Source organism: Streptomyces sp. NPDC093149 (assembly GCF_044754145.1).
Taxonomy (GTDB): domain Bacteria; phylum Actinomycetota; class Actinomycetes; order Streptomycetales; family Streptomycetaceae; genus Streptomyces.
Genome location: NZ_JBIVON010000005.1, coordinates 280,498 through 304,643, shown reverse-complemented (window position 1 = coordinate 304,643; position 24,146 = coordinate 280,498). Strand labels below are relative to the sequence as shown.

The following is a 24,146-nucleotide window of genomic DNA, read 5'->3' as shown; positions in this document are numbered from 1 at the left end:
CGTTGAGGTGCCGGGGCCCGATGGCGGTCGCTGCGGTTCGGGGTCAGTGCCGCCCGCCGGACGGGCCGCCGAAGATGTTGCCGTTCCCGTTGCCGCCCACCGTCGTGAGTGTGACGGGAGTGCTCGGGTCCACCTGGGTACCCGGCTGTGGGTCGATGCCGGAGACGATGGCGTTGTCGTCCGGGGAACTGCCGTTCGCGAACTGGATGTTCGTGAAGCCGGCCTGAGCCAGCAGCTGTTTGGCCTCGGAGACCTTCTTGGTCCTGACTTCGGGAACCGCTACCTGCGCCGGCTGCTGCGGACCCTTCGAGACCGTCAACACGATCTGGGTGGTCAGCGGCTGCATCGAGTCCGCGGGCGGGTTCTGGCTGATCACCTGGCCCGCGGGCTTGTCGGAATCGACGTCGGTCCTGGAGACGTTCTTGAAGCCCACACCGTTGAGCTGAGCCACCGCGGCGTCATAGTCCCGGTCGGCCACGTTCGGCACCTTCTGAGTGGCCTCCTTGGCGACCGTGATCGTGACCTCGGAGTTCTTCTCGGCCTTCGAGCCACCGTCGGGGTTCTGCTTGATGACCGTACCCGCGGTCTTGTCGGACTCGATCGCGGTGACGTTCACCGTGAAGCCCTTGGCCTCAAGGTCCTTGCGGGCGGTTTCCTCCGTCTTCTCCACGACGTCCGGGACCTCGACCTTGGGGGCACCGGTCGAGACGACGACCTCGACGGTGTCCTTCTCCGCCATCTTGCGGTCCGGGGTCGGTGTCTGGCTGCAGATCCTGCCCTTGGGCTGATCCTCGCAGGGTTCGCGCGAGACGACCTTGAGGACGACGCCGGAGGTGTCCGTGAGCTTCTGTGCTTCCTTCAGGGTCGAGCCGACCACGTTCGGCACATCGACCTGGCCGCTGTCGCTCTTGTCACTGAACACCGCCCGGCCGATGAGGATCGCGCCGATCAGCACCAGGACGCCGGCGACGACCAGCAGGATCGTCGAGGTGTTGTTCTTCTTCTGGCGACGCCGGTCCGGGCGGTCGTCGTAGCCGTAGCCGCCGTCGTCCGGGTTGACCGGGGGCAGCATGGACGTGGGGGCGCCGTTCTGGTCCGCGGCGCGCAGCGCGGTGGTGGGCTGGTCGTTGCCGTACCCCTCGTAGCCGCCGTAACCGGGCGCGCCCATCGCCGCGGTGGCGGCGACCGGCCGACCGTCGAGGTAGGCCTCGATGTCGGCGCGCATCTCGTCGGCCGACTGGTAGCGGTAGTCGGGGTCCTTGGTGAGGGCCTTCAGCACGATCGCGTCCATCTCGGGCGTGATCTCGGGGTCGAAGTTGCTCGGCGGCTGAGGTTCCTCCCGTACGTGCTGGTAGGCCACCGCGACCGGGGAATCGCCGACGAACGGCGGCCGGACCGCCAACAGCTCGTAGAGCAGACAGCCGGTGGAGTACAGGTCGGAGCGCGCGTCGACCTGCTCGCCCTTGGCCTGCTCCGGGGAGAGGTACTGGGCGGTGCCGATGACTGCCGCGGTCTGGGTCATCGTCATGCCGGAGTCGCCCATGGCGCGGGCGATACCGAAGTCCATGACCTTGACCTGGCCGGTGCGCGTCAGCATGACGTTCGCCGGCTTGATGTCACGGTGGACGATGCCCGCGCGGTGCGAGTACTCCAGCGCCTGGAGGATGCCGACGGTCATCTCCAGGGTGCGCTCGGGCAGCAGCTTGCGGCCGGAGTGCAGAAGTTCCCTGAGCGTCGACCCGTCGACGTACTCCATCACGATGTACGGGATGGAGACCCCGTCGACGTAGTCCTCGCCGGTGTCGTAGACCGCGACGATCGCCGGGTGGTTGAGCGAAGCGGCGGACTGGGCCTCACGGCGGAACCGGGCCTGGAAGGACGGATCGCGGGCCAGATCGGCTCGCAGCGTCTTCACAGCTACGGTGCGGCCGAGCCGGGTGTCGTGTGCGAGGTAGACCTCGGCCATGCCACCACGACCGAGCACCGAGCCCAGCTCGTACCGGCCGCCGAGGCGACGCGGCTCTTCCATAGCGGTAGACCTCTCCCTGAACCGTCCACGTACGGGTGCCTGGAATACGGTACCCGGCGAGGCAAATCAAACCCGGCGCTGCCCGGAGCCGATACGCGACCGGTACAAACGGTCCTGCTCGGCGGGCGTTGGCGGGTGCGGTTCGTGTGACATCCGCACGGGCCGCGCAGCGGCTCTGACCATGTCAATTCAGAGATGATGCGGCTTTCACCACGGTCTCGTTGTAGGTGCGCAGTTTGTTCAATTGGTCGGAATTCTCACGGATTGCGCCGTTCTGGTAGGCCGTCTCCGTTGCGTACCAGACACCCACGACATTGAACTTCTGCTTGCATTCCACATCTGCCGTCGCGGTGGTTTTCTCGGCAGTGGTCGGCGGTCCCGCGGCGGTGAATTCCTTCGCGGGGTCCATGGGCGTCTTGAAGTCGAAGCCCTTTTCCTTCATGCACCCGGACCAGGAAGCGAAGACCTTTTTGGCGCGCTGGTCGTCCATGGACCGTATGAAGCTTTCCTGGGAGAGGATCTGTGCGGCCATTCCATCGCCGATGTCCGGGGCACCCTCCGCCAGCTTTCGTTCCGCCGTGCCCACACAACCGCGGTCGGAGTTTCCGAGAGTGGTCGCCTTCGGGCGTTCTCCCGGCTTGAGCCCGGTGAGCACCTTGAATGCCTTGTCCGAGAGCCCCTTGTTCTCGGTCGGCGGCTTCTTCTGGGCACTCGGATCACGTTCCGGCGGCAACCGGTACCCGTACGTAGCGGCGATCTTCGCGTCAGCGCTTCCGTAGCGCAGCTCGTTTCCGAGCGGTCCGGCCGGGGGGATGGGTTTTTCGGGAACGTAGTCGAATCCCTGCTCCCGCATGCATTTCTGCTTCAGCTCTTCGGTTGCCAGGAAAATTTGCCGGGACCGGGCACTGTCGATCATGTAGGCGTCGAGAGGAAGTTTCAGGTCCCGTGCCACTGGATTCTTGGGGATGGCCCGTACCGGTGCGGGATCCGCCTCTTCGACGACCGATGAGGCCCTTCGCGTGGGCTGGGCCGGGCCTTCCGCGTCGCCGCTGCTGCCGCATGCCGCCGCACCGACCATGAGAACGAGGGTCGTGGCGATCCGCCGGGTGATGGCCGGGCGCGCGGTGGACCATCCTGCTGGAGCTGAGCGTGGCATTTCTGATTCGTGTCCCGGTCGCTGGGTGGGAACGACGAGTTGCCGCCGAGGCCGGCGGCAACTCGCCGACGGGCATTACGAAACGTACTGGGCGGACGCGTTGTTGTTCTTCAGCGTGCTGTTGAGCGGGCCGGCGTAGGAGCTGCTGAACACCTTGCCGAACGTCTGGTACGCACCCTGGTAGTTCGAGTTGTAGTAAATGCGGACGCTGCTGGAGTTGTTCCAGTTCACTACGTACGCCGCGTTGTTCTTTACGATCTGGGTGTAGCCACTGCCGTTGCCCCGGCACATGAAGTAGTCGTCACCGAAGCTGGGGTCGTTCCAGGCCCACCCCTGCCATGCGCTGCTCTGGTTCGAGTTGAAGTAGAGCTCGTAGCCGCCCTTGTCCGCTCCGGACATGCAGGTGTCGGCGGCAGCCGGAGTGGCTGTCGTGATGGTGACGGCCGCAGCCGCGGAAACGCCGGCTATGAGCAGGGAAAATGCCTTCTTCATGTGGGTACCCCTCCCTGGACTGGCCAGTTTCGATGGAAAGCGCCGACCGTTTTGTGAACGGAGTTCTTTGCTGTGTCCATATCAACTGGTTGATCTTGGGAGCGTAACCAGCCCGACCCCGCAGGGTAAGGAGTCCGCACTCGGTGTGACGGAGATCATGCGCGCACGCACTCGCACCCGGCCGTACGCGTACGACGACCGGGTGCGAGTGGATGGGCGGGTGCGGAAGGCTTACGGCCTGGCGCACGACAGCGAGTGGATCAGGCCGTCACCTGCTGCGTGCCAGGACTGCCTTCATCACGTCCCGGGCGATCGGCGCGGCCAGGCCACCACCCGAGATGTCATCGCTGACCGCGGCGCCGTCCTCCACCACGACGGCCACGGCGACAGGAGATCCCGCCTTGGTCTTGGCGTAGCTGATGAACCAGGCGTACGGCTTCTCGCTGTTGTTGAGGCCGTGCTGGGCGGTACCGGTCTTGCCGCCGACCGTGACGTTGGGGATCTGCGCGTTGCGGCCGGTGCCGTTCTGGACCACGGTCTCCATCATCTGCTGGAGCTTCTGGGCGTTCTCGGCCGAGAGCGGCTGGCTGAACTGCTCCTTCTCGTGGGTGTAGATCACGTCCAGATTGGGTGCCTGGCGTTCGGCGACCATGTACGGCTGCATCAGCTTGCCGTCATTGGCGACCGCGGCGGCGACCATGGCCATCTGGAGCGGGGTGGCACGGTTGGAGGCCTGGCCGATGCCCGCCATGGCGTTCTGCGGCCGGTTGTCCTTCGGGTAGACGCTCGCGACGGCGCGGACCGGAGTGAAGATCTCCTTGTTGAAGCCGAACTTGTCCGCTTCCTCGATCATCTTGTCGTTGCCGAGGTCGTCGCTCATCTTGCCGAAGACTGTGTTGCAGGAGATCCGAAGTGCCTCGCGGAGCGAAGCGTTCTCGCACGGGATGTTGCCCTCGTTGGCGAGGTTGTCGGTGGACAGCGGCAGCCGCCAGGGCAGCGGGGAGTCCGTCTTGGCGTCGATGTCGGAATGGAGGCCGTTCTCCAGGGCCGCGGCGGCCGTCACGACCTTGAAGGTCGAACCGGGCGGGTAGGTCTCGCGCAATGCCCGGTTGAGCATCGGCTTGTCCTTGTCGTTCAGGAGCTCCTGCCGCGCCTTGCTGTCCTTGTTGGAGTTGCCCGCGAAGACCGAGGGGTCGTACGAGGGGGTGCTGGCAAGGGCGAGGATCGCGCCGGTCCGCGGATCGAGGGCGACCACCGCTCCCTTCTTGTTGCCGAGCCCCTTGAAGGCGGCTTTCTGGGCGTCGCCGTTGAGAGTGGTGACGACGTTGCCGCCCTGCTTCTTCTCGCCGGTGAACATCGACAGCGTGCGGTCGAAGAAGAGCTGGTCGTCGTTGCCGGTGAGGATGCCGTCCTCAAGGCTTTCGAGCTGTGTCGCGTCGAAGGCCTGCGAGGAGAAACCGGTGACAGGGGCCCACATGGGGCCGTTCTTCCAGACCCGCTTGTACTTGAAGTCGCTGCCCTTGGTCTCGACGGAACCCGTGACGGGGTTGCCGTCGACGATGATGTTGCCGCGCTCGTGTGCGTAACGCTCGATGCGGACGCGACGGTTCTCGTCGCGGCTGTTCAGTTCGTCGGCGCGGACGTACTGCAGGTAGTTGGTCCGCACGAGCAGGGCGAGGATGAGGACGCCGCAGAAGATCGCGATCCGGCGGAGGGGCTTGTTCAAGGTCGGACCACCTGGGTCATCTCGGCGTCGGAGGACGGGGCGGGGGCCGGGGCGGGTCGACGAGCGGTGTCGCTGATCCGGATCAGAATGGCGATCAGCGCCCAGTTGGCCAGCACGGACGAGCCGCCGGCTGCGAGGAACGGCATGGTCATACCGGTCAGCGGGATGAGTCCCATGACGCCGCCGGCGACGACGAAGACCTGGATGGCGAAGGCGCCGGAGAGGCCGATCGCCAGCAGCTTGCCGAACGGGTCCCGGGCGGCCAGAGCGGTGCGTACGCCGCGTTCGATGATGAGGCCGTAGATCAGAAGGACGGCCATCATTCCGGCGAGCCCGAGCTCCTCACCGACGGTGGCGAGGATGAAGTCGGCGTTGGCGGCGAAGCCGATCAGGTCAGAGTGGCCCTGGCCCCAGCCGGTACCGAGAGTGCCTCCGGAACCGAAGGACATGATCGCGTTGGAGATCTGTTCACAGGCGCCGTCGGTCTTGAAGCAACCGAACGGGTCCTTCCAGGCGTTCACCCGGGACTGGACGTGATGCTCGAAGGTGGCGACACCGATCGCTCCGCCCGCGGACATCAGCAGACCGAAGACGATCCAGCTGGTCCGTTCCGTCGCGACGTACAGCATGATGACGAAAAGGCCGAAGAACAGCAGCGACGTGCCGAGGTCGGTCTCGAAGACCAGGATCAGGATCGACAGCGCCCAGATGACCAGAATCGGTCCGAGGTCACGGCCACGCGGCAGGTACATGCCCATGAAACGGCGGCTGGCGAGAGCCAGCGCATCGCGTTTCACCATGAGGTAGCCGGCGAAGAAGATCGCAATGATGATCTTGGCGAACTCTCCCGGCTGGATCGAGAAACCGGCGATCGTGATCCAGATCTTGGCGCCGAACTTGCCGGGGAAGAACATCGGCAGGATCAGCAGGATCAGTGCCGCGACCATGGAGATGTACGTGTAGCGCTGCAGGATGCGGTGGTCCTTGAGCACGAGCAGCACGCCCACGAACAGCGCGACACCGATCGCGGAGTACATCAGTTGCCTGGGCGCGGAAGGGGTGAAGACGCCGTACTGGTACTTGGCCAGCGAGATCAGCCGATCCGACTGGTCCAGCCGCCAGATCAGCACCAGGCCCAGGCCGTTGAGCAGGGTCGCCAGCGGCAGCAGCAGCGGGTCCGCGTACGGCGCGAACTTGCGTACTACCAGGTGGCTGACGCCGCCGAGCAGGATGAGCCCGCCTCCGTATCCGAACATGCCGGACGGGAGTTTGCCGTCCATGGCGAGTCCGACATTGGCGTACGCGAACACCGAGATGGCGATGGCGAAAACCATCAGTCCCAGCTCGGTGTTTCGGCGGCTCGGTGCGTCGATCGCGCCGATCGTGGTCGTGTTGGTGACAACGCTCATGGTGCTGAAGGCCCCCTACGGCTTTACTGCTTACCGCACTGCGGGGCCAGCTTTTTCTCTTCCTCCGAGAGGCTGGGACCAGGAGTGGGAGTCGCGGTCGGCTTGGTCTTGGTGGCATCGGACGTCTTGGTGACGTCCGAGCCGGTACCCCGGGCTTGGCCCTCGTCGGAGCTGGCCTTCTCGGCCGCACGTCGCTGGGCGTCCTTCTTGCAGGCGGACGCCTGGACAGCGAGTTCGCTGATCTTTTCGCGGGCGGAGGCGATGTCGCCCTCGGCGATGGTCGCCTTGACCTGCTTGCGCTGGTAGGGCGGGAGGTACTTGAGTTCGATCTCGGGATGGTCCTTCTCGACCTCCGAGAGCGAGACCCACGCCAGGTCCTGGCTGATGCCACGGAACAGCGCCACGTGTTCGTTCTTCGCGCCGACGTAGAACTGGTTCTGCGTCCAGCGGTACCCGCCGTAGAGACCACCGCCGAGGACGGCGAGCGTGAGCACGATGTAGAAGGACCTCTTGAGCCACTTGCGGCCGCCGCCGGGCTTGACGAAGTCGTCGTCGGTGTAGGCGTCGAAGGAGCCGTCCGGCATCCCGTCGTAGCCGGCGCCGTCGCCGCTTCCGGGCGGGCCGAAGCCACCCGCGGGCGGCTGGACGGGGCGGCCGAGGCCGGCCGCTCGTCCGGCGGGGGTCTGCATGGCGCCGCCGTCGTTCAGCTGGGCGGCCTGGTTCTCGGCGACCGCGCCGACGATGACCGGGGTGTCATTGAGCTGTCCGGCCAGGGTGTCGTTGCTGTCGACATCGACGACGTCGGCGACGATGCAGGTGATGTTGTCCGGGCCGCCGCCGCGCAGGGCGAGCTGGATCAGCTCCTGGATGGTCTCCTGGGGGCCCTGGTAACTGGCGAGGGTCTCTTCCATCGTCTGGTGGGAGACGACGCCGGAGAGCCCGTCGGAGCAGATCAGGTAGCGGTCGCCGACCCGGACCTCACGGATGGAGAGATCGGGTTCGACGTGGTCGCCACTGCCCAGCGCACGCATCAGCAGGGCGCGCTGCGGGTGCGTGGTGGCCTCTTCCTCGGTGATCCGGCCCTCGTCCACCAACCGCTGCACCCAGGTGTGGTCCTGGGTGATCTGGGTGAGCACGCCGTCGCGCAGCAAGTACGCGCGGGAGTCGCCGACATGGACGAGGCCGAGGCGCTGGCCGGTCCAGAGCAGGGCGGTGAGCGTGGTGCCCATGCCTTCGAGCTGGGGATCCTCCTCGACCATCATGCGCAGCTGGTCGTTGGCACGCTGGACCGCCGTACCGAGGGAAGTGAGGATGTCCGAGCCCGGGACGTCGTCGTCGAGCTGGACGAGCGTGGAGATCACCTCGGAGCTGGCGACCTCGCCGGCTGCCTGGCCGCCCATGCCGTCGGCGATGGCGAGAAGGCGCGGACCGGCGTAGCCGGAGTCCTCGTTGCCTTCCCGGATCATGCCCTTGTGCGATCCGGCGGCGAAGCGCAGGGAAAGACTCATACGCACCTCGCCCGTCGGCTCGGGGTACAGCCGGTCTCGAGCCACACTGCCCACCCTCCGGTCGGGAGCCGGGCCGGGTCCGTTGCCCGGGCCGCCGCGACTCGCTCGCTCCGCTCGCTCATTGTCGTACTACTTCCGCAGCTCGATGACGGTCTTGCCGATCCGGATCGGCGCGCCCAGCGGAACAGGTGTCGGGGTGGTGAGTCGGGTCCGGTCGAGATACGTGCCGTTGGTGGACCCGAGATCCTCGACGATCCACTGGCCGTCACGGTCGGGGTAGATCCTGGCATGCCTGCTGGACGCGTAGTCGTCGTCCAGGACGATCGTTGAGTCGTGGGCCCGGCCCAGCGTGATGGTCTGCCCCTGGAGCGCCACCGTGGTGCCGGTGAGGGTGCCCTCGGAGACGACCAGTTTTGTGGGTGCCCCCCGGCGCTGGCGGCCGGGCTGTTGGCGTTGCTGCGGCGGTGCCGCGGCATTCTGGCGCGCCTGGGGCGGTCGTGCGTCGGTCGCGGCGCGGCGTGAGCCGCGCTGCGTGACGCGCGTTCCGAACAGGTCGCTGCGGATGACCTGGACGGCCACGATCACGAACAGCCACAGAACAGCCAGGAAACCTAGCCGCATGACCGTCAGGGTCAGCTCTGACATTGCCCCCGCTTCACCCTTCGGCTTGCCGGTAAACGATGGTGGTGCTGCCCACGACGATCCGCGAGCCGTCGCGGAGCGTAGCGCGGGTTGTGTGCTGCCCGTCCACCACGATGCCGTTGGTGGACCCGAGATCCTGGATCGTCGAGGGCGTTCCGGTCCGGATCTCACAGTGCCGACGCGATACGCCGGGGTCGTCGATCCGCACGTCGGCTTCGGTGCTGCGTCCCAGCACCAGCGTCGGGCGGGAGATCTGATGGCGGGTGCCGTTGATCTCGATCCAGCGCCGCACCTGCGCGTTCGGCAGGGGGCTGGGTCCAGCCGGCGGGTGCCGGTCGGAACTGGGTGCTCCGGGCCGGCCGGCGCCAGGCGGCGGGCCCGCGGGCATGGGCGGGGCGGAGCTGGGTGGGTAGCCGTAGCCGCCGGTGGGCTGCGGGGGCCGCCCCGGGCCCGGGTAAGGGGGCTGGCCCTGCTGTCCCGGCCGGCCCTGGGGCTCCTGCTGCTGTGACGAACTCGACGCCAGGGTGCGGCTGCGTACCCGGTAGAGCCCGGTGTCGAGGTCGTCGGCCTTTTCCAGGTGGACCTTGATGGGGCCCATGAAGGTGTACCGCTGCTGCTTGGCGTAGTCGCGGACCAGGCCGGAGAGTTCGTCGCCCAACTGGCCGGAGTACGGGCTGAGTCGCTCGTAGTCGGGGGTGCTGAGTTCGACGATGAAGTCGTTGGGGACGACGGTCCGCTCGCGGTTCCAGATCGTTGCGTTGTTGTCGCACTCGCGCTGGAGGGCTCCCGCGATCTCGACCGGCTGGACCTCGGACTTGAAGACCTTGGCGAAGGTGCCGTTGACCAGACCTTCGAGACGCTGCTCGAAACGCTTCATGACTCCCATGGGGCACCTCCTCCGTTGTAGTCGTCCCTGTACTGCTTACTGATCGTATCCACGCGTCGGGAAATCGGCTGGTTCCCCTTGTCTGCCCTGTGGATGAGTGTCACCTCTCACACGGATCGTAGAGGCGGCCTCCTGACAGTGTCCCGCACCAGGGGTGCACTGAGGAGGAGTGGGGGCTGCCGTTCGGCGTTCCCGGTTCCCGCCAGGCCTTCGGTGAAACAACGGATGTGAATCCACCCTGTCCAGCGTGCTAATCTTCCGGATGTCGCCAGGCGCTCGCACCAAACGGTGAGAGAGTCTGGAAACACCACTCTTGCGCGAGTGGCGGAACGGCAGACGCGCTGGCTTCAGGTGCCAGTGTCCTTAGGGACGTGGGGGTTCAAATCCCCCCTCGCGCACAAGAGAGAAGCCCCACAGGCCCAACGGCCCGTGGGGCTTCTTCGTTCCTCGATGGACACCGATATTTCGTCGATGGTCGGCCACGCCCGTCGGTGCCGGGCGCCGAGTGCCGGTTGGCGTTCGTCGATGCGTGGTGGCGTTCGTCGGTGTGCCTGGGTGCCCCGGGGCTTCTGTGCGGCGGGCAGGGGCTCAGCGGGGTGCGGGCTACTTTCGTCGTGGGCGAATGCGACGAAAGTGGGGCGCCGTGAGTCTGGAGGCTGCCTAGGGTGCGGGGCGTGTACGCGATATCGAAGCTTCGGGCCGGGTGGCAGTGGTGTGCGGCACCCGAACTGTGGTCCCGGCGCAGGACGGCCGGAGAGGCCGTGCTGGCCGTGGTGCTCGGGCTGCTCGCCGCCGGGATGGAAGAGCTGCTGCGCAGCGGTGAGCTGAGACTGTGGACGGTCTCGGCCCTGGTCGTGGTGCTGTCCCTGATGAGGCGACGGCTTCCGGTGACCGTGCTGGTGGCCACGGCGGCCCTCGCCGGGCTCTCCGATGGCTTCGCACTGCTGCTGATGGTGGTGGCGTGGAGTTCCGGGCGTCGGATCGCCGGAGCCGGGCGGGCTCTGGGGGCTTTCACCGCTGCCTACGCGGTCTACGTCGGTCTGGCCCTCGTGGTGAACTGGGCCGGATTGCGGCCGCTGACCCAGGTGCTGTTCACCACCCTCTACTTCCTGGCGACGACACTCGTGCCCGGCCTCGCCAGCCGCTACTGGACGCAGCGCCGGACCCTGCTGCACGCCCTGCAGGAACGTAATGCCCAGCTCGTCCGGGAGCGGGTCATGATCGTCGGGCAGGCGCGGCTCATGGAGCGCCAGCGGATCGCTCAGGACATGCACGACAGCCTCGGCCACCGGTTGGCACTCATCTCTGTCCATACAGGAGCGCTGGAGGTCGACCGCGAGCTGACGGCGCGGCAGCGGGAAGTGGTCGGAGTGCTGCGGGACGCCTCGGTCCATGCGATGCATGAGCTGCGCGAGGTCGTCGGCATTCTCCGCGACGGTGTCGAGGGGCCGTCGCAGGGCGACGAGGGCGGGCAGCCCACGGCGCGGGGCACGGCGGGCATCGAGGAGCTGACAGCGACGGCGCGGGCCGCCGGCAGCGATGTGGAACTTCGTCGTACGGGAACGGTCCGGACGCTTGCGGCGGCCTCGGACCATGCGGCGTACCGGATCGTCCAGGAGGCCTTGACCAACGCGTACAAGCACGCACCGGGTGCGGAGATCAAGGTCGAGCTGCGCTACGAGCCCGACTCCTTCGTCGTCGAGATCGTCAATGGTCCACAGCGGCAGGCGCGGCCGGCGGGCGAGGTGGTCAGCGGCGGCCAGGGGCTGCCCGGTCTGCACGAGCGGGCCCGGCTGGTCGGCGGCATGGTGCACACCGGCCGGATCGAGGGCGGCGGCTTCCGGGTGGCCGGTGTGCTTCCGTACGGAGCCGAGGGCATGCCTGGCGGGATGCCGGTCACGCCGATGGTTGACGCGGAGGACGACTTCCGGCAGCAGTCCCAGGGGGTCCTGTGGGGGAACGGTGGTCCGGTCATGGACGGGACGGTTTCCGAACGGGAGTTGGCGATGAGCGGCAGCGGAAGGAAGACGGGCGGCGGGGTCGCGCTGGGCTGCGGGATAGGGGCGGGAGCCCTGGTGCTCCTGGTGCTGGCCGGTGGCTTCGGTCTGTACTTCTTGGTGAAGGAGATGGACAAGGCGATGATCGACCCGAGTCGGTATCGGTCGATCAAGATCGGCACGGCGGAGGACGAGGTGCGGGAAGCGCTGCCCACCGGGGATACATTCGTGGCGGCCGGGCTGGACGGCGAGGGGCCCGAGAAGCCGGCCGGGTCACGGTGTCTGGTTCTCATGTCCTCGGAGACGGGTGCGAACATCAACACCGAGCCGGTGTTCCGGTTCTGTTTCCGGGACGGCAAGCTGATCGAGAAGAGGTCCTACGAGATCGCCAGCAGGTGAGGCGTCCGGGACGAGCACGGGGGTACGAGTGACGGGTCGGCCGATCAGAGTCGTCATTGCCGACGACGAGCCCCTCATCAGGGCCGGGATACGCATGATCCTCACCTCGGACCGTTCCATCGAGGTCGTCGCGGAGGCGACGAACGGGCGGGAAGCCATCGAGCTGGTCCGTGCCCATGCGGCGGACGTGGTGCTGCTCGACATCCAGATGCCGGTGATGGACGGGCTCACGGCGCTGGCGGAACTGCGAACGGCGGCGCCGACGGCGCGAGTGATCGTGCTCACAACGTTCGGCGAGCGGGAGAACGTCCTGCGGGCGCTGGAACAGGGGGGTGCCGGATTCCTGCTCAAGGACACCGCCCCGACCGAGCTGATCCAGGCGGTGCGGGCGGCGGCTGCCGGAGACGCCTATCTTTCGCCCGGTGCCACCCGTCATGTGGTGGATCAGCTGACCCTGGGACGGGCGGCGGTCCGGGGCGAAGAGGCGCGGCGGCGGGTGGCGGCGCTGAGCGGGCGCGAGTGCGAGGTGCTGGCGCTGCTCGGGGAGGGGCTCTCCAACGCGGATGCGGGACGGCGGCTGCACATGAGCGAGGCGACGGTGAAGACCTATGTGAGCCGGATCCTGGCGAAGCTGGGGTGCGAGAACCGGGTGCAGGCCGCGTTGCTTGCGAGGGATGCGGGGCTCTAGAAGGCCGTGGGGCGGGCTCGGGAAGTTGGGTCGTGTTTCACGTGAAACGCCCGATTGGAAGCATTCCCGCCTGTGGAAAGTGTGCTCGTGTGCACGAGGGGGCCGGAGCGTCCCGAGTCGTTGACCACCGGACCCCGGCCCTCCTCGCACGGTTCAGGCGGCGAGGCGGATGGCGAGCGCCTTGGCCTTCTCCACAGCCGCGGCGAACGCCTTGTCGCGGGACGCGTCGGCGAGCGGGATGAGGTCGGCCATCTCGGGCTTGGACCGGGCCAGTGTCAGTTCCGGAACGATGAAGTCGACCTCGGCACCGAACATGCTCGTCAGCAGCTTCTCCAGGTAGTTCTGGACGAACTCCGCATCCTCGCGCGGGGTGCCGGCGGCGTACGAGCCGCCACGGCTGGCGACGACGGTGATCGGGGTGCCCGCCACGGGGCCGTCCGGGCCCGCGTTGTGGCCGACGATGATCACCTGGTCGAGCCAGGCCTTCAGCGTGGACGGAATGCTGAAGTTGTACATCGGAGCGCCGATCAGGACGGCGTCCGCCGCCGCCAGCTCGTCTGCGAGCTCGCGGCGCAACGGGTCCTCGGCGCCGGCGGCGACGGCCGCGGCGTCCAGGTGGGGCAGCGGGGCGGCGGCGAGATCGCGGTAGACGACCTGCCCGTCGGGGTGCTGCTCACGCCAGGCCTGCACGAAGGCGGCGCTGACGTCGCGTGATGCGGAGCCCTCGGGGAAGACGGCGGAATCGATATGCAGGAGTGTGGCCACGGGGGGTCTCCACGGATGTCTGGGGGTGGCGGCGCACCGATGTGGTGGGCCGCTTTTTTGTGCGTACCTAGTAATAACACAGGGACTTACTATTCGTAAGCCTCGCACTCTGGCGCAGTACCCTGGGTGTATGGCGGAGCACAGCGAGCAGGCGTGTCGGCGGGTCGATGTGGGCATCACCCGCGTGTTCGAGCTGTTCGGCAAGCGTTGGACGGGGCCGATCGTCTCCGTGCTGATGCAGCAGCCGGTGCACTTCGCGGATCTGCGGCGGGCGATTCCGGGCATCAGTGAGCGCATGCTCTCGGACCGGCTTTCGGAGCTGGGTGCGGCCGGGCTTGTGGTCCGAGAGGTCGACGAGGGGCCGCCGCTGCGGGTCTCGTACCGCCTGACCCGGGCGGGTGCCGCGATGGAGCCCGCGCTCAAGGAGCTTGCTCACTGGTCCAGGACGTATCTGTCCTCCGATGGCCACTGTTGAGGCGCGCCCGGGTGGTGAGGGCCGTTTCTTCGGGTCATGAGGGGCTCGCGTGCCCCGGTGATCCGGTCTGAGCCGGGCGAAGAGCCTTGAGGTGGTTTGAGGGCGTGCGCCTGGGGTGAGTGGCTCGCGCGCTGTTCTGTCGGCTCAGGTCTTCGGTGCGTGCTGGGTGGCTGTGCTCGTGCCGCCTGCCGAGTTGTAGCGCAGCAGGTACTCCGCGAACCTGGCGAGATCGTCCGCCGTCCAGTCCGCGAGGCGCTCCTGGTAGGCGGCCCGGCGGCTGGCCTGCGTCGAGGCGAGCGCCTGGGTTCCGGCCTCGGTGGGGTGCAGTACCTGGATGCGGTGGTCGTCCGGGTCGGGGTGGCGCTCGACCAGCCCCAATTTCTCCAGGGCGCCGATCTGTCGGCTGACTGTTGATTTGTCCAGCATGTAGTGCGCGGCCAGATCCGTTGCGCGGCAGCCCTGCCGGTCGTCGATGTGGGCCAGCAGTGTGTAGGAGACCAGGGGCAGCTCCGGGTGGAGGCGGGCCGCTGCGGCTCGCGCGCGGCGGGCGAAGGCGGTGAGCTCGCGCTGGATGACGTCCAGCGATTCTTCGCGTTCTCCGGGAGTGCCTGGCACTGATCCGCCTTCCTTCGCCTTCCTCGGGATTTCAGTTGTATAGTACAACGGATTAGGAGTTGTAAAAGCCAACTATTGGAGTGCCCCGCATGTCCCCAGGCCCGAGTGCCGCCGCAGGCTCCACCGCCGCCGCTCTGCGTCATGTGCTGAGCCATCTCGTCACACCACTGCTGATGTGTATCGGCATGGGGCTCGCCTACCTCGGGGCGTTCCACGCCCCCGAGCCGCATGACCTGCGGGTGGACGTGGTCGGATCCGGGCCGAGTGCGCGGGTACTCGCGCAGACACTGCAGGACAAGGGTGACGGGGCGCTGAGCGTGCGTACCGTCCCCGATCGCGCGACCGCCGAGACCAACCTGAGGGACCAGGCGAGCTACGGCGCCTACCTGCCGGGGAAGCACCCCGAGCTGCTGGTGGCGAGCGCGTCCTCCGACACCAGCGCCACGGTCGTCGAGAAGGTCTTCACCAAGGTCGCGGCCGAGCAGGGGCATCCGCTGAAGGTGACCGACACCGTACCGACGGCCGCGGGCGATCCGACCGGTCAGGGCATCTTCTTCCTGTTGGTCGCGGTGAGCATCGGCTCCTACGCGTCGGTCGCGGTGATCGGCGGCGCGGGTGCGGTGCTGGGGCTGCGGATCAGGGCCGCACTGGCGGTCGCCGCATCCCTGGTGGTGAGCGTGATCGGGGCGGTGTTCGCCGGCCCGATGTTCGGCCTCGTGGATCACGGGCTCGGCGGTCTGTGGGCGATGGCCTGGCTCTACTCGGCGGGCATTCTGCTGATCGGCGTCGGGCTGCACACCTTCCTCAAGCGGTGGACGACGCTCGGCGTGATGGTGCTCTTCGTGATGCTCAACTTCACCAGCTCGGGCGGCATCTTCCGGCCCGAACTGCAGCCCGGGTTCTTCGGTGCGCTGCACTCGTTCTGGAACGGTGCGGGCTTCGTCGAGGGCGTACGCAGCCATGTGTACTTCGGCGGACACGCGCTCGGCCGGCAGGTGCTGGTGCTGGCGCTCTGGTTCGTGGTGGGCCTGGCAGTGTTGGCCCTGGCGGGGGCGGCCGAGGCGAAGCGGCGGAAGACCGCAACGGAGACGGTTCCCGCCCTCGCCGGATCCGTCGAGGCCGGGGGAGCACAGGGACGGGGTCGGCACGTCAGGGCCGAAGCCCCGACCGGGGCGGACGGCGCGGAAGAGCTGGAGGAAGAGCTGGAAGAAGCCGTCGCCGTCTGACCAGGGCAGAGAGTTGTCCGAACCACGTTGTCCACAGGTCGGCCGGTGAGTTCTCCACAGGGGCGGACGGCTTTCGGTGGACGGCGGTACCTTCGTCGCAATTGATCTGCGACAGGGCGTCGGGCCAGGAGCGCAGGACGAGGACGGGGGAGGCCGCGCCATGGGCGAAATCGAAGCGACAGTGCCTGTTCAGCGGGGTGTTGCAGGGGGTCCGCGCATTCCGGTCGTGCCCGGATTCGCGCGGCGGGCGGCTGCGGCGGGCGGAAGCGCGTCGGTGTCGCCCAAGGAGGCGGGCAAGGCGCTGCGCGAGAGGGTGCCACGGGCCTCTCACGCCTCCCTGGTCCTTCCACTGGGCCGGCCCGATGCCGTGCGGGCGGTCGAGGAGTCCAGTCGGGGCAGGGTGCCCGCTCTCGCCCCGATCCGGGTGGGGCGGATGGCGGCCACACCGTTCGCCTTTCTGCGCGGCTCGGCCGGGCTGATGGCCCATGACCTGACGGGCTCACCGGTCAGCGGGGTGGGCGCGCAGCTCTGCGGCGATGCGCACGCGGCGAATTTCGGGTTGTACGGCGATGCGCGGGGCAGCCTGGTCATGGATCTGAACGACTTCGACGAAACCGTCTTCGGCCCCTGGGAATGGGACCTCAAGCGGCTCGCGGCCTCGCTGGTGCTTGCCGGCCGGGAGGCCGGGGCGGACGAGGACACCTGCCGCCGGGGCGCGTACGACACGGTGGGCGCGTACCGGCGGACGATGCGCCTGCTGGCCGGACTGCCCGCGCTCGACGCCTGGAACGCCATCGCTGACGAGGAGTTGGTCTCACACACGGACGCGCGGGATCTGCTCGGCACCCTGGAGCGGGTCTCGGAGAAGGCCCGCAACAACACCAGCGCCCGTTTCGCGGCCAAGTCCACCGAGGACTCCGGGGACGGCGGACGCCGCTTCGTCGATGCGCCGCCGGTGCTGCGACGGGTGCCGGACGAGGAGGCAGCGGCGGTGGCGGCGGGGCTCGGCGACTATCTGGGCACGATCTCCGAGGACCGGGTGCCGCTCCTCGCCAGGTACACGATCCACGATGTGGCGTTCCGGGTGGTCGGCACGGGGAGCGTCGGCACCCGGTCGTACGTGGTGCTTCTGCTCGATCACCGTGGTGAACCCTTGGTACTGCAGGTGAAGGAGGCGCGGCCCTCCGTGCTGGCTCCGTATCTGCCGGCTGTCGGGTTCGATGTGCCGGAGGTGGCGCACGAGGGACGCCGGGTGGTCGTCGGGCAGAAGCGGATGCAGGTCGTCAGCGACATCCTGCTGGGGTGGGCCACCGTCGGCGGGAGGCACTTCCAGGTGCGGCAGTTCAGGAACCGGAAAGGCAGTGTGGATCCGGCGGCTCTGGCGGCCGACCAGGTCGACGACTACGGCAGGATGACCGGTGCGCTGCTCGCGCGGGCTCATGCGCACAGCGCGGATCCACGGCTGATAGCGGGCTACTGCGGCAAGAACGAGGAGCTGGACGAAGCGGTGGCGGCGTTCGCGGTGATGTACGCGGACCGTACCGAGGCGGACCACGCGGAGTTGGTGCGGGCCGTCGGAGCAGGTCGAATAGCCGCCGAAACGGGCGTGTGAGGGACGTCGGGCCGACCGTGCGTCCTCGGGGTGTGGGTGGTGGCCATACGCTGGACGGGTGACCCACGAAGCCGCCGGGGTGCCGACCACCCGGAACGACGAAGACCGGCAGGACAACGACCGGCAGCACGAGCACCACGATCAGGATGCGCACCATGTGCGGCCGGGCGGTGCTGGTGCCGGTTCCGAGGCGGACGCTGCCGCTGGAACTGCCGAGGAGACGGGCGGGGCTGCCGACGGGACCGCCGAGGAGACCGGCGGGACCGCTGAGGGGGCCCGGCCCGAGGCCCGGCTCGCCAAGGCCGTGCGGGCGGCGGAGCAGGCGCTGATCGAATTCGAGATCGCGGTGGAGACCTTCCGGGTCGAGGTCGAGAATTTCTCCCGGTTGCACCATCAGAAGCTCGGGCCGATGTACGCCCGCCTCGATGAGCTCGATGCCCAGATCGCGGAGGCCCGCGCTGCCAAGACCGGTGACCCCGAGGACCTCCGCAAGGCACAGGAGGCCCGGGCGATCGTGATGCCGATGCCGGGCGTCGACGAACTGTTCCACGACTGGATGGACTCGGACGGGCTGTCCCCCGAGGCGGCGGCGATGCTGACCGAGCAGCCGGTCCGGCCGCCCAAGCGGGTCCGGCCGACCGAAGAGGCGCGCAAGCTCTACCGCGAGCTGGCGCGCAAGGCCCACCCTGACCTGGCACAGGACGAGACGGAGCGGGCACGCCGGGAGGAGTTCATCACCCGCGTCAACGCCGCCTATGGGCGCGGGGACGAGGCGCTTCTGACGGAGCTGGCGCAGGAGTGGGCGTCGGGGCCGGTGGTGCCGGAGGCCGAGCTGAGCGAGAGCGAGGAGCTCTACGCCCGGCTGAACTGGCTGACCCAGCGCAAGGAACTTCTCACGGTGCTCGCCCGGGAGCTTGAGGAGAGTGCCATCGGAGCCATGCTGCGGATGGCGCCCGATGATCCGGACCGGCTGCTCGACGAGATCGCCGATCAGCTGCTGGGCGAGGTCTCCCAGCGAGAGGCGGAGCTGGCAGGTCTGGTGCAGTAGCGTTCCTGGTGACTTTGGAGCGTACGTACGAGAGAAGGCATGACCCATGAATTTCGCCCCGCTGCCCTCGATGGACGTCGCGGCGGTTCCGTCGGACGGCTTCGTGCTGGATGTCCGGGAGGACGACGAATGGGCGGCCGGGCATGTCGAGGGCGCCCTGCACATCCCGATGAGCGATTTCGTGGGGCGCTTCGGTGAGCTGACCGAGGCGGCCGAGGACGGTCGGCGCGTCCATGTGATGTGCCGGGTCGGTGGCCGGTCCGCCCAGGTCACCCAGTACCTGGTGCGGCAGGGCATCGACGCCGTGAACATCGACGGCGGGATGCTCGCCTGGGACGGCGCCGGACGTCCGATGGTCACCGACAACGGCTCCGCTGCCTTTGTCCTCTGAGCCCGGGTGGCTGACCGGCTGCCGGGGCACCGGCACTCACGGCCGGTGCCTGCCGAGGTCACGGCGGACGGTCGAGGTCACGGCGGACGGTGTCGGTCGAGGTCCTGGGCGGGTTCAGCCGAGGAGATGCGCGGACAGCAGGTCGCCCAGCGCTTCCTCGTGCGCCGCTGCCGGACCGAGGGAGAGCTCGATCTGCTTCGCCCAGGCATGGAAGCGGTGCAGCGGACAGTCGGTGTCCGCGCCGAAGCCCCCGTGCAGATGCTGTGCGGTCTGTACGACCCGGCGGACACCGTCCGAGGCCCAGATCTTCGCCACGGCGATGTCGCCCTCGGCGGGAAGCGCGCCGTCGGCCCCGGTGGAGATCCGCCAGGCCGCCTGCCAGAGCGTCACTTCCATGGCGCGCAGGTCGATGTAGCGGTCCGCGGCCTGTACGGCGACGGACTGGAAGGTCGCGACCGGAAAGCCGAACTGTTCGCGCTTGCCGGTGTAATCACTCGTCATGGCGAGTACGGCCTCACCCAGGCCGAGCGCCAGCGCGCAGGTCCCCGTGGTGAGCAGGGCGCGCAGCCAGTCCCAGGCCCCGGCGGCGTCCATCAGCGCACGGTTGTCGATCCGCACCGAGTCCAGCCGGACCTCGGCGAACAGCTCACCACTGGTGGAGACCTGCTCGGCCAGGGTGACGCCGTCGTGGGTGGGCCGGATCAGGGCGACAACGGCTCGGCCCTCGCCCGTGTGGGCGGGAACCGCGATCCAGTCCGCGGCCTGTGCCCAGGGCACCCCTGACTGCACGCCGTCGAGCACCCAGCCCGCAGTGTCGGCGGCGGCATCCGTGGGTGCCTTGCCAGATCCCTCGCCGGACGGGTCGTCCGTCGCGGGAACGACCCGGCGGGCCGTGACCGCGAGTTCGGCCGGATCGTGGCCGGAGCGGCCGTTGGCCCCGACGGTGAGGACCAATTCGCCCCGGCCGACCCGGGGGAGCAACTCGGCGGCCAGCCCGCGGTCGCCGTAGCGCTGGAGAGCCATCGCGACCGCACAGGTCTCCAGCAGCGGTACCCGTGCGAGCACCCTGGCGGATTCGCGCAGCACCAGGCAGAGCGCGACGAGATCGAGTCCGGCGCCGCCGTGCTGCGGCGACAGTGTCAGGCTCAGCAGGTCGCCCGCCGCGAGCCCGGCCCACAGGGGCCGGTCGATGTCCTCGGACACCGCGCCCGGTACGAGAGCGGGGCTGGGCACCCCGTCCGGCGCAACGCCCGAGAAGGCCGCTCTCGCCGCCTCCGTGGCTGCCTGCTGTTCCTCGGTGAAGGTGAAGTCCACTGCCCTGGCCTCCCGCCAACCGCTGCCCTCGTGACCGGATCTGACGGTTCGTCAAGATAGAACAGGTTCTACGAGAAGGGAACAGGCAGAGGCACGGGCTGTGAGGGGGAGGGGGAGGACGGGGCCGGGGGTGCGGTCAGCGGTCGAAGTCGAGCTCCACCTCCGCGGTGACCGGATGGGACTGGCACGCCAGCACATAGCCGGCACCCGTCTCTTCGGGTTCCAGCGCGAAGTTGCGGTCCATCCGCACCTCGCCCGAGACCAGGAACGCCCGGCAGGTCCCGCACACACCACCCTTGCACGCGTACGGTGCGTCGGAGCGGCTGCGCAGCACGGTTTCCAGCAGTGATTCGCCGTCCTGCACCGGCCATGTGCCGGAGCGGCCGTCCAGGGTCGCGGTGAGTCTGCTGTGAGCCGGTGTCTCGGCCCGGGGGCGGGCAGGTGCGTTCGGGCCGTCGTCCACATGGAAGATCTCCTGGTGGATACGGGTCCGGTCCACGCCCAGGTCGTGCAGTGCGCTTTCGGCCGCCTGGACCAGCCCGAACGGCCCGCACAGATACCAGCCGTCCACCTCTGTCACCGGGAGCAGCGAGGGCAGCAGTCCGGTGAGCCGGTCCCGGTCCAGTCGGCCGGACGGAAGACCTGCCTGCTGCTCCTCCCGGGAGAGCGCCGTCACCAGCTGGAACCGGTCAGGGTAGTGGTCCTTGAGGTCGGCGACCTCGTCCAGGAACATCGTCGAGACCGCGGTCCGGTCGCTGCGGATCAGACAGAAACCGGCGTCGGGCTCCCGTGCCAGCAGTGTCGCCGCGATCGACAGCACCGGTGTGATCCCGCTGCCTCCGACGATCGCTGCGAAACGTCCGGCGCGCGGTGTGAGCACGAAGCGGCCCATCGGAGGCATCGCCTCCACCAGGTCACCGACGGCGAGTTCCTTCAGTGCGTAGGTGGAGAACACGCCGCCGTCGACGAGCCGAATCCCCACCCGCAGTACCGGATCGGCCGGTTCCTCGACGGCCGGGGAACAGATCGAGTACGAGCGGCGGATCTCCTCGCCGTCGACGTCGTAGCGCACATTGAGGTGCTGTCCCGGCTGGTGTCGGAAGGTCTCGCGAAGCTCGGGCGGCACGGCGAGGGTGACGGCCACCGCATCGTCCGTGAGCCGTTCGATCGCGCGGACCCGGAGCGGATGGAACATCTACAACTCCTTGAAATGGTCGAACGGTTCGCGGCACGTCACGCACCGGCGCAGAGCCTTGCAGGCGGTGGAGGAGAACCGGCTCAGCAGCTCCGTGTCGGTCGAGCCGCAGTGCGGGCAACGCACCGAGAGCGTGAGAGGCACCGGGCCGCCTGCGGGGACCCCGACGCCGTGCGGGCGCGGGGGCGCGATGCCGAACTCGGCGAGCTTGCGCCGCCCTTCCGCGCTGATGTCGTCCGTGGACCAGGCCGGCGAGAGCACCGTGACCACGGAGACCTCCGGTATGCCGTGGTCATGCAGCACTCGCTCGATGTCGGCGGACATGGCCTCGATCGCCGGACAGCCGGTGTAGGTCGGGGTGAGACGCACGGTCACCCTGCCGGGTGCGAGCACGTCCACGCCCCGGAGCACGCCCAGCTCGTCCAGAGTCAGCACCGGCAGTTCCGGATCGGGCACGGAGCCTGCGATCCGGTGCAGCTCCTCCTCCAGGAGTGTCTCGGTCACCATGACGCCCCCGGGTGGCTGCGATGCAGATGCTGCATCTCGGCGATCATCCGGCCGAAGGGTTCGGTGTGGATGCCCTGACGGCCCGCGCCCGCCGTCCACGCTCCGGACTGCGGACCGTCCGGCACGGTGAGCGTGGCCTGCTCCAGCACCGTGGTGACGGACTCCAGCCAGCCGCTGCGCAGCGACTGCCAGTCGATCTCCACACCCTCGACGGGCTGGAACAGCTCGCCGGTGAACCGCCACAGCGCGTCCACCGCGCGCTGCATCCGCTCGTGGCTCTCGGTCGTGCCGTCGCCGAGCCGCAGTGTCCAGTGCTCCGCGTGGTCCTGGTGGTACGCGACCTCCTTGACCGCCTTCGCCGCCAGGCCGGCGAACGGGCCGTCACCGGCCGACAACTGCTCGTACAGCAGTCGCTGGTAGCCGGAGAAGTAGAGCTGGCGGGCGATGGTGTGGGCGAAGTCGCCGTTCGGCTGCTCGACCAGTTGGACGTTGCGAAAGGCGCGCTCCTCACGCAGATACGCCAGCTCGTCCTCGTCCCCGACGAGGGAGAGCAGCACTCGGGCCTGCCCCAGCAGGTCCAGGGCGATGTTGGCCAGGGCCACTTCCTCTTCCAGCACCGGGGCGTGGCCGGCCCACTCCCCCAGCCGGTGCGAAAGCACCAGCGCGTCGTCGCCCAGGGCGAGAGCCGCGGTCACAGGTGCTTCACCCCTTCCGGGATCTCGTAGAACGTCGGGTGCCGGTAGGGCTTGTCACCGGCCGGCTCGAAGAAGGAATCCTTCTCGTCCGGCGAGGAGGCCGTGACCTGTGCGGACGGGACCACCCAGATGGAGACTCCCTCGGAGCGGCGCGTGTACAGATCGCGTGCATTGCGCAGGGCCATTTCCGCGTCCGGGGCGTGCAGGCTGCCCGCGTGGGTGTGGGACAGCCCGCGGCGCGAACGCACGAACACCTCCCACAGCGGCCATTCGGTCGAGCTGTTCATGCCGTCGCCTCCCCGTTCCTCGGTGCTGTGTGCTTCTCGGCGTACGCGGTCGCCGCGTCCCGGACCCAGGCCCCCTCCTCGTGCGCCCGGCGGCGCTGGGTGAGGCGCTGCTCATTGCAGGGGCCGTTGCCCTTGAGGACTTCCTGGAACTCCTTCCAGTCGATCGCTCCGAAGTCGTGCTGCGCGCGCTCCTCGTTCCACCGGAGATCCGGGTCAGGAAGGGAGAGTCCCAGCGCTTCGGCCTGTGGGACACAGATGTCCACGAAGCGCTGCCGCAGTTCGTCGTTGGAGTGCCGCTTGATCTTCCAGGTCATCGACTGCGCCGAGTGCGCCGATGCGTCGTCCGGCGGACCGAACATCATCAGGGACGGCCACCACCAGCGGTTCACCGCGTCCTGCGCCATTTCGTGCTGTGCCGGGGTGCCGCGGCTGAGGGCGAGCAGCAGCTCGTACCCCTGGCGCTGGTGAAAGGACTCCTCCTTGCAGATGCGCACCATCGCCCGGGCGTACGGGCCGTAGGAGCAACGGCAGAGAGGTACCTGATTGGTGATCGCGGCGCCGTCCACCAGCCAGCCGATCGCTCCGACGTCCGCCCAGGTCAGCGTCGGGTAATTGAAGATCGATGAATATCTCTGGCGGCCCGCGTGGAGCTTGTCGAGCAGCTCCTCACGGCTGGTGCCGAGTGTTTCCGTGGCGCTGTACAGATAGAGCCCGTGTCCGGCCTCGTCCTGAACCTTGGCCATGAGGATCGCCTTGCGGCGCAGCGAGGGTGCCCGCGAGATCCAGTTGGCCTCCGGCTGCATTCCGATGATTTCGGAGTGGGCGTGCTGGGCCATTTGCCTGACCAGCGAGGCACGGTACGCATCCGGCATCCAGTCACGGGGCTCGATGCGCTCGTCCGCCGCGACCGCGGCGTCGAAGCCCGCCTCCAGGGCCTCGTCCGTCCCTTCGGGCCCGCCTGCTCCCGCCTGCGCCGCCTGGCTCGCAGTCACTGCCGTCATCCCGGACTCCCTACCGACCGACCGATCGTTCGGTTCAATGTCTTCAATGGTGAGTCGGCGGCCCGTAGGGTGTCAACCCTGTG

General features: G+C 68.3%; 23 protein-coding genes and 1 tRNA gene. 8 read left to right on the top strand and 16 right to left on the bottom strand.

The features are described from left to right. Positions 1-43 precede the first annotated feature (43 nt). The 8 genes from pknB to ACIQCZ_RS17855 all read right to left on the bottom strand — a co-directional run bounded on the left by pknB (position 44) and on the right by ACIQCZ_RS17855 (position 9,848). Positions 44-2,029 (bottom strand): Stk1 family PASTA domain-containing Ser/Thr kinase, encoded by a 1,986-nt coding sequence (gene pknB / locus ACIQCZ_RS17890; RefSeq protein WP_402283277.1) that lies wholly within the window; start codon positions 2,027-2,029, stop codon positions 44-46. 184 nt (positions 2,030-2,213) lie between these two features. Next, complete coding sequence (locus ACIQCZ_RS17885; protein ID WP_402283275.1) at positions 2,214-3,107, bottom strand: hypothetical protein; 894 nt, start codon at positions 3,105-3,107, stop codon at positions 2,214-2,216. Between the two features lie 153 nt (positions 3,108-3,260). Continuing rightward, positions 3,261-3,677, bottom strand: a complete 417-nt coding sequence (locus ACIQCZ_RS17880) for a hypothetical protein (protein ID WP_376274357.1) — start codon at positions 3,675-3,677, stop codon at positions 3,261-3,263. 268 nt (positions 3,678-3,945) lie between these two features. Further along, entirely contained in the window at positions 3,946-5,403 is a 1,458-nt protein-coding gene (locus ACIQCZ_RS17875) for a peptidoglycan D,D-transpeptidase FtsI family protein (protein ID WP_402283273.1), read from the bottom strand. Next, a complete protein-coding gene (locus ACIQCZ_RS17870) occupies positions 5,400-6,812 on the bottom strand; it encodes an FtsW/RodA/SpoVE family cell cycle protein (protein ID WP_402283272.1) in 1,413 nt (470 codons plus the stop codon). Before ACIQCZ_RS17870 ends, ACIQCZ_RS17875 begins: the two co-directional genes overlap by 4 nt. Positions 6,813-6,835: 23 nt before the next feature. Further along, entirely contained in the window at positions 6,836-8,320 is a 1,485-nt protein-coding gene (locus ACIQCZ_RS17865; protein ID WP_402283270.1) for a Stp1/IreP family PP2C-type Ser/Thr phosphatase, read from the bottom strand. A gap of 129 nt (positions 8,321-8,449) precedes the next feature. Then, a complete protein-coding gene (locus ACIQCZ_RS17860; RefSeq protein WP_376209218.1) occupies positions 8,450-8,965 on the bottom strand; it encodes an FHA domain-containing protein in 516 nt (171 codons plus the stop codon). 10 nt (positions 8,966-8,975) lie between these two features. Further along, positions 8,976-9,848, bottom strand: coding sequence for an FhaA domain-containing protein (locus tag ACIQCZ_RS17855; protein WP_402283268.1), 873 nt, complete (start codon positions 9,846-9,848; stop codon positions 8,976-8,978). Positions 9,849-10,163: 315 nt separating this feature from the next. Between ACIQCZ_RS17855 and ACIQCZ_RS17850 the strand changes: the two genes are divergently transcribed. The 3 genes from ACIQCZ_RS17850 (at position 10,164) to ACIQCZ_RS17840 (ending at position 12,932) form a co-directional block, all read left to right on the top strand. After that, positions 10,164-10,246 (top strand) — tRNA-Leu (locus ACIQCZ_RS17850). 276 nt (positions 10,247-10,522) lie between these two features. After that, entirely contained in the window at positions 10,523-12,244 is a 1,722-nt protein-coding gene (locus ACIQCZ_RS17845) for a sensor histidine kinase (protein WP_402283266.1), read from the top strand. 28 nt (positions 12,245-12,272) lie between these two features. Continuing rightward, positions 12,273-12,932 carry a response regulator transcription factor gene (locus tag ACIQCZ_RS17840; protein ID WP_351071995.1) on the top strand — a complete coding sequence of 220 codons (660 nt, stop codon included), beginning with the start codon at positions 12,273-12,275 and terminating at the stop codon, positions 12,930-12,932. A gap of 153 nt (positions 12,933-13,085) precedes the next feature. On the opposite strand, the gene ACIQCZ_RS17835 is transcribed toward ACIQCZ_RS17840, so the two are convergent. Beyond that, positions 13,086-13,697, bottom strand: coding sequence for an FMN-dependent NADH-azoreductase (locus ACIQCZ_RS17835; protein WP_402283264.1), 612 nt, complete (start codon positions 13,695-13,697; stop codon positions 13,086-13,088). 130 nt (positions 13,698-13,827) lie between these two features. On the opposite strand from ACIQCZ_RS17835, the gene ACIQCZ_RS17830 reads away from it, so the two are divergent. Next, positions 13,828-14,172: a winged helix-turn-helix transcriptional regulator gene (locus ACIQCZ_RS17830; protein ID WP_376276554.1), complete on the top strand. Its 345-nt coding sequence runs from the start codon at positions 13,828-13,830 to the stop codon at positions 14,170-14,172. 144 nt (positions 14,173-14,316) lie between these two features. Here the strand turns inward: ACIQCZ_RS17830 and ACIQCZ_RS17825 are convergent, their stop codons facing one another. Next, positions 14,317-14,787, bottom strand: a complete 471-nt coding sequence (locus tag ACIQCZ_RS17825; RefSeq protein ID WP_402283262.1) for a MarR family winged helix-turn-helix transcriptional regulator — start codon at positions 14,785-14,787, stop codon at positions 14,317-14,319. An 89-nt stretch (positions 14,788-14,876) separates the two neighbouring features. Here ACIQCZ_RS17825 and ACIQCZ_RS17820 point away from each other — a divergent pair, with 89 nt between their 5' ends. The 4 genes from ACIQCZ_RS17820 to ACIQCZ_RS17805 all read left to right on the top strand — a co-directional run bounded on the left by ACIQCZ_RS17820 (position 14,877) and on the right by ACIQCZ_RS17805 (position 19,064). After that, positions 14,877-16,013, top strand: coding sequence for a hypothetical protein (locus tag ACIQCZ_RS17820; RefSeq protein ID WP_402283260.1), 1,137 nt, complete (start codon positions 14,877-14,879; stop codon positions 16,011-16,013). A gap of 160 nt (positions 16,014-16,173) precedes the next feature. After that, on the top strand, positions 16,174-17,625 hold the full coding sequence (locus ACIQCZ_RS17815; RefSeq protein WP_402283259.1) for a DUF2252 domain-containing protein: 1,452 nt from the start codon (positions 16,174-16,176) through the stop codon (positions 17,623-17,625). Positions 17,626-17,683: 58 nt separating this feature from the next. Continuing rightward, entirely contained in the window at positions 17,684-18,673 is a 990-nt protein-coding gene (locus ACIQCZ_RS17810; RefSeq protein WP_402283258.1) for a hypothetical protein, read from the top strand. A 46-nt stretch (positions 18,674-18,719) separates the two neighbouring features. Further along, positions 18,720-19,064, top strand: a complete 345-nt coding sequence (locus ACIQCZ_RS17805) for a rhodanese-like domain-containing protein (RefSeq protein WP_402283257.1) — start codon at positions 18,720-18,722, stop codon at positions 19,062-19,064. Positions 19,065-19,178: 114 nt separating this feature from the next. Here ACIQCZ_RS17805 and ACIQCZ_RS17800 read toward each other — a convergent pair whose 3' ends face one another. The 6 genes from ACIQCZ_RS17800 to paaA all read right to left on the bottom strand — a co-directional run bounded on the left by ACIQCZ_RS17800 (position 19,179) and on the right by paaA (position 24,063). Next, a complete protein-coding gene (locus tag ACIQCZ_RS17800; protein ID WP_402283256.1) occupies positions 19,179-20,378 on the bottom strand; it encodes an acyl-CoA dehydrogenase family protein in 1,200 nt (399 codons plus the stop codon). Between the two features lie 136 nt (positions 20,379-20,514). Continuing rightward, on the bottom strand, positions 20,515-21,573 hold the full coding sequence (locus tag ACIQCZ_RS17795; RefSeq protein WP_402283254.1) for a 2Fe-2S iron-sulfur cluster-binding protein: 1,059 nt from the start codon (positions 21,571-21,573) through the stop codon (positions 20,515-20,517). Beyond that, positions 21,574-22,080, bottom strand: a complete 507-nt coding sequence (paaD, locus tag ACIQCZ_RS17790) for a 1,2-phenylacetyl-CoA epoxidase subunit PaaD (protein WP_402283252.1) — start codon at positions 22,078-22,080, stop codon at positions 21,574-21,576. Then, on the bottom strand, positions 22,074-22,775 hold the full coding sequence (gene paaC, locus ACIQCZ_RS17785) for a 1,2-phenylacetyl-CoA epoxidase subunit PaaC (RefSeq protein WP_402283250.1): 702 nt from the start codon (positions 22,773-22,775) through the stop codon (positions 22,074-22,076). The genes paaD and paaC overlap by 7 nt, the downstream gene beginning before the upstream one ends. Next, positions 22,772-23,062, bottom strand: a complete 291-nt coding sequence (gene paaB, locus ACIQCZ_RS17780) for a 1,2-phenylacetyl-CoA epoxidase subunit PaaB (RefSeq protein WP_327368469.1) — start codon at positions 23,060-23,062, stop codon at positions 22,772-22,774. Before paaB ends, paaC begins: the two co-directional genes overlap by 4 nt. After that, positions 23,059-24,063 (bottom strand): 1,2-phenylacetyl-CoA epoxidase subunit PaaA, encoded by a 1,005-nt coding sequence (gene paaA, locus ACIQCZ_RS17775; protein WP_402283249.1) that lies wholly within the window; start codon positions 24,061-24,063, stop codon positions 23,059-23,061. The genes paaB and paaA overlap by 4 nt, the downstream gene beginning before the upstream one ends. Between the last annotated feature and the right edge of the window lie 83 nt (positions 24,064-24,146).